3 protein-coding genes are annotated in these 3,613 nt (G+C 63.4%); 1 reads left to right on the top strand and 2 read right to left on the bottom strand.

What is annotated here, in order from left to right:
- Positions 1-1,585: proline dehydrogenase family protein (locus EN893_RS24090; protein ID WP_206640163.1), on the bottom strand; the 1,585-nt coding region annotated here is incomplete at its 3' end.
- A gap of 163 nt (positions 1,586-1,748) precedes the next feature.
- Here EN893_RS24090 and EN893_RS24095 point away from each other — a divergent pair.
- On the top strand, positions 1,749-2,201 hold the full coding sequence (locus EN893_RS24095) for an Lrp/AsnC ligand binding domain-containing protein (RefSeq protein WP_127270518.1): 453 nt from the start codon (positions 1,749-1,751) through the stop codon (positions 2,199-2,201).
- Positions 2,202-2,711: 510 nt separating this feature from the next.
- On the opposite strand, the gene EN893_RS24100 is transcribed toward EN893_RS24095, so the two are convergent.
- Positions 2,712-3,613 (bottom strand): cytochrome c peroxidase (locus EN893_RS24100; protein ID WP_128361823.1); only part of this gene is annotated, 902 nt, incomplete at its 5' end.

Consider the following 3,613-nt stretch of genomic DNA (forward strand, 5'->3'; position numbering starts at 1 on the left):
CCGCCAGCGTCACCGTGTCGGTGATGTCGAATCCTTTCGAATTGCGTCGCCCGACCCCAAAAATCTGGGAAGGCCGGGCAATCGCCGGATTGGCGGCCGGACCCTGGCTCTCGACCGTTTCGAGCGGATCGCGCGCAATGTCCTCCGGCTCGACGTCCTCGTCGGTCAGTTGGTGTACGAAGGAGGAATTGGCGCCATTCTCCAGCAACCGGCGGACCAGATAGGCCAGCAGATCGGAATGCGCACCGACCGGTGCATAGATGCGGCAGGGCGTGCCTTCGGACCGGCGCACCGTCTCGTGCAGCGCCTCGCCCATGCCGTGCAGGCGCTGGAACTCGAAGGAATCGCGATTGTCCGCCATCGCCAAGATGGCGGCGACGGTGTGGGCATTGTGGGTGGCGAATTGCGGATAGATGCGGTCGGTCATCGACAAAAGCTTCTTCGCGCAAGCCATGTAGGAAACGTCGGTGTTGGTCTTGCGGGTGAAGACTGGATAGCCTGACAGTCCGAGCGTCTGCGCGCGCTTGATCTCGGTGTCCCAATAGGCACCCTTGACCAGCCGCACCATGATGTTGCGGTCGTATTTCCTGGCCAGCGCATAGAGCCAATCGATGGCGAAGGCCGCGCGTGGCCCATACGCTTGCACCACCACGCCAAAGCCGTTCCAACCGGCGAGCTCCGGCTCGGCCAGCACCCGCTCGATGACGTCGAGCGACAGATCGAGGCGGTCGGCCTCCTCGGCATCGATGTTGAGGCCCATGCGCGAATGGCGCGCGGCCAGCGCCAGCGACAGGAGCCGGTCTGCCATCACAGGCAGCATCTCGTCTTTCTGCGCCACCTCGTAGCGCGGATGCAGCGCCGAAAGCTTGACCGAGATGCCGTGGTTCTGCCTGATGTCAGGACCGTTGGAGCCGGAATCGAGCGACGAAATCGCGTCGGCATAGGCCTTGTGATAGCGCAAGGCGTCGGCCTCGGTGCGGGCTGCCTCGCCCAGCATGTCGAAGGAGTAGAGATAGCCCTTCTGCGTCATCGGCCGGCCTCGCTTGACGGCTTCCGTGATGGTGCGGCCGAGCACGAACTGCTCGCCCATCTCGCGCATGGCGGCGGCCACCGCCTTGCGGATGACCGGCTCGCCGAGCCGCCGCACCATAGAACGCAGCGTGCCCTCGATGCCGCCCTCGCCCTCATCGAGGACGCGGCCGGTCAGCATCAGCGCCCAGGTCGAGGCATTGACGAAGATGGAGCTTGAACCGCCCGAATGCGCCGACCAGTCGTGCGGCGCGATCTTGTCGGCGATGAGGTCGTCCATCGTTTCGGTGTCAGGCACACGCAACAGCGCCTCGGCCAGGCACATCAGCGCCACGCCTTCCTTGGTGGAGAGACCATAGGCCGAGAGGAAGACTTCCATCAGCCGAGGATCCGACGAGCCGCGCACCGCCCGCACCAGATCGGCGGCCCGTGCCGAGATCGCCTTGCGGTCTTTCACTGAAAGGCCCGTCGTCTCGGCCAGTCGCTTCACGGCCTCGTCTTCGTCGGGCAGGTAGTTGGCGCGGATCTGCTGGCGGATGGCATCAAGCGCTGGCATGGCGGTCCCGTGGATCGAGCAAAGGGGATCGGGCCGGCGGTCACCGGACCGAATGGCGCAAGCTAGCACAAGTGTGAATTTTCAGTCGGTCCGAAGAAATCGACATTGCAGGTCATTCGATTTATCCTGGCAGCTCAGACTTGACATATGGACTGCATTTTCGATGATAGAAGACCAATTGGACCGCATCGACAGGAACATCCTGTCGGCGCTGGCAAGCGATGGCCGGCTTTCCATGTCGGAACTGGCGGCAAAGGTCGGCCTGTCGAAGACGCCGGTGCAGGCGCGGGTGAAGCGGCTGGAAAAGGACGGCTATATCAGAGGCTACCAGGCGATCATCGACCGCGAGCGCATGGGCGAAGGCCATGTCGCTTTCGTCCAGGTGAAATTGTCCGACACCCGATCCGCCGCGCTCGATGCCTTCAACCGATCCGTGCAGGCCGTGCCGGAGATCGAGCAGTGCCACATGATGGCGTCGAGCTTCGACTATTTGCTGAAGGTGCGCACCCGGGATATCGCCGCCTATCGCCGCGTCCTCGGCGAGCGCATCTCAGCCCTGCCCCACGTCGCCCAGACTTCGACCTTCGTGGCCATGGAGACGGTCAAGGATCGGTAGAGCGTAGGGATGGCTGAAGCCTCCCCAACTTCGTCATCCCTGGGCGAAGCAGGAGCGAAGCTCCGTCGCGGAGACCCTGGGATCCATGCCGCGACCTCGGCCGAAGAATGCAGCGGAGCAGAATTCCGCACCGCAGCAGCGCTTCCGAGTCCCGGCATGGATCCTGGGGTCTGCGCCGCGTCGCTTCGCTCCTTGCTACGCCCCAGGATGACGAAGCGATGGATGTTTGCGCCAATCGCCGAAGCATGCGGTCCGTGCTTAAGGAATTAGGCGCTCAGCGGTCGCCCCACGACTTTGGCTTCCTGTTTCTCGCACCGAGCCTTGATCGAAGCCTCTGCGATTGCGAATTCTTCTTCCAATGCCTCATATTGGGCAGCGAATTTTGAATCCTTGAACCATTCCTTGGCGGCTTTCCTCGACGGGAATCATACTCCGGCTCATAGAACCTCCTTTGCTCGCTTCAGCACCAACTCGCCTCGCTTCGCTCAACTATTCCTATCGCCGGCAACCTCACTCCGCCAGCGTCTTCAGGAACGCCACCAGCGCTCCGCGCTCGCGATCCGACAACTCCAGCGGGTGAACCTCTGATACCCCTTCGACGCTGGGGGCAGCCTTGGCGTAGTGCGCCACCACCTCGTCGAGCGACGAAAACTGCCCGGTATGCATATAGGGCGGCCGCGTTGCCGCTCCGCGCAGCGATGGCGTCTTGTAGGCGCGAACGAGTTCGGGCGCATCCTTGACCATGAAGCGCAACTCGCCGCAGGCGCTGGCGTCGCCATCGCGATAGGCGCCGAAGCAGTTGAACGGGTCCGCCTCGACTTGGTGCACGGCATCGATACGGCCGCGATCCGGCGGCAGGCCCGCAACGGATGGCACGCCGGTGTTGTGGAAGCTGTTGTCGGTGAAGCGCGGGCCGTTGTGACAGGTCACGCAATTGGCCTTGCCGATGAACAGTTTAAGCCCAAGGATTTCTTGTTTGGAAAAGACAGCATCGCCCTTCGGCTCGGCACCGGTGGCGAGGTCCAGCGCAAAGCGGTCGAAGCGCGTTGGCGCCGGCGCGATCGAGCGTTCGAAGGCGGCAATCGCCTTGCCTAGATTGGCAAAGACGCCGTTGATAGCGTCACGCTGCGGGCCGCTCATGGCATTCCAGGCCGCCCTCTCGACATCGTTTCCAAGCGGGCTGGCATCCAACGGCATGCCGGAAAGGTCGGGCAGCGGCCCGAAGATGCGCTCATAGCGTTCGCCGAAGCGCGCTTTGATGTAATGCGCGTAGGCGGTGCGGTTTCCCGCCTGCTCCAGCGGGTTTTCGAGCGGCGTCAGCGCTTGCGCCCACAGGCTGTCGCGGCGGCCATCCCAGAAGAACCAGGGATCGCGCGCGACGCCGGCCAGTGGCATGGTGCGCCGGCTGGTAC

This window comes from Mesorhizobium sp. M7A.F.Ca.CA.004.04.2.1 (assembly GCF_004022825.1).
Classification (GTDB): Bacteria; Pseudomonadota; Alphaproteobacteria; order Rhizobiales; family Rhizobiaceae; genus Mesorhizobium.

Excerpts from the sequence above, each read along its gene's own strand:
- EN893_RS24095 (WP_127270518.1), top strand. The coding sequence starts at position 1,749 with ATGATAGAAGACCAATTGGACCGCATCGACAGGAACATCCTGTCGGCG.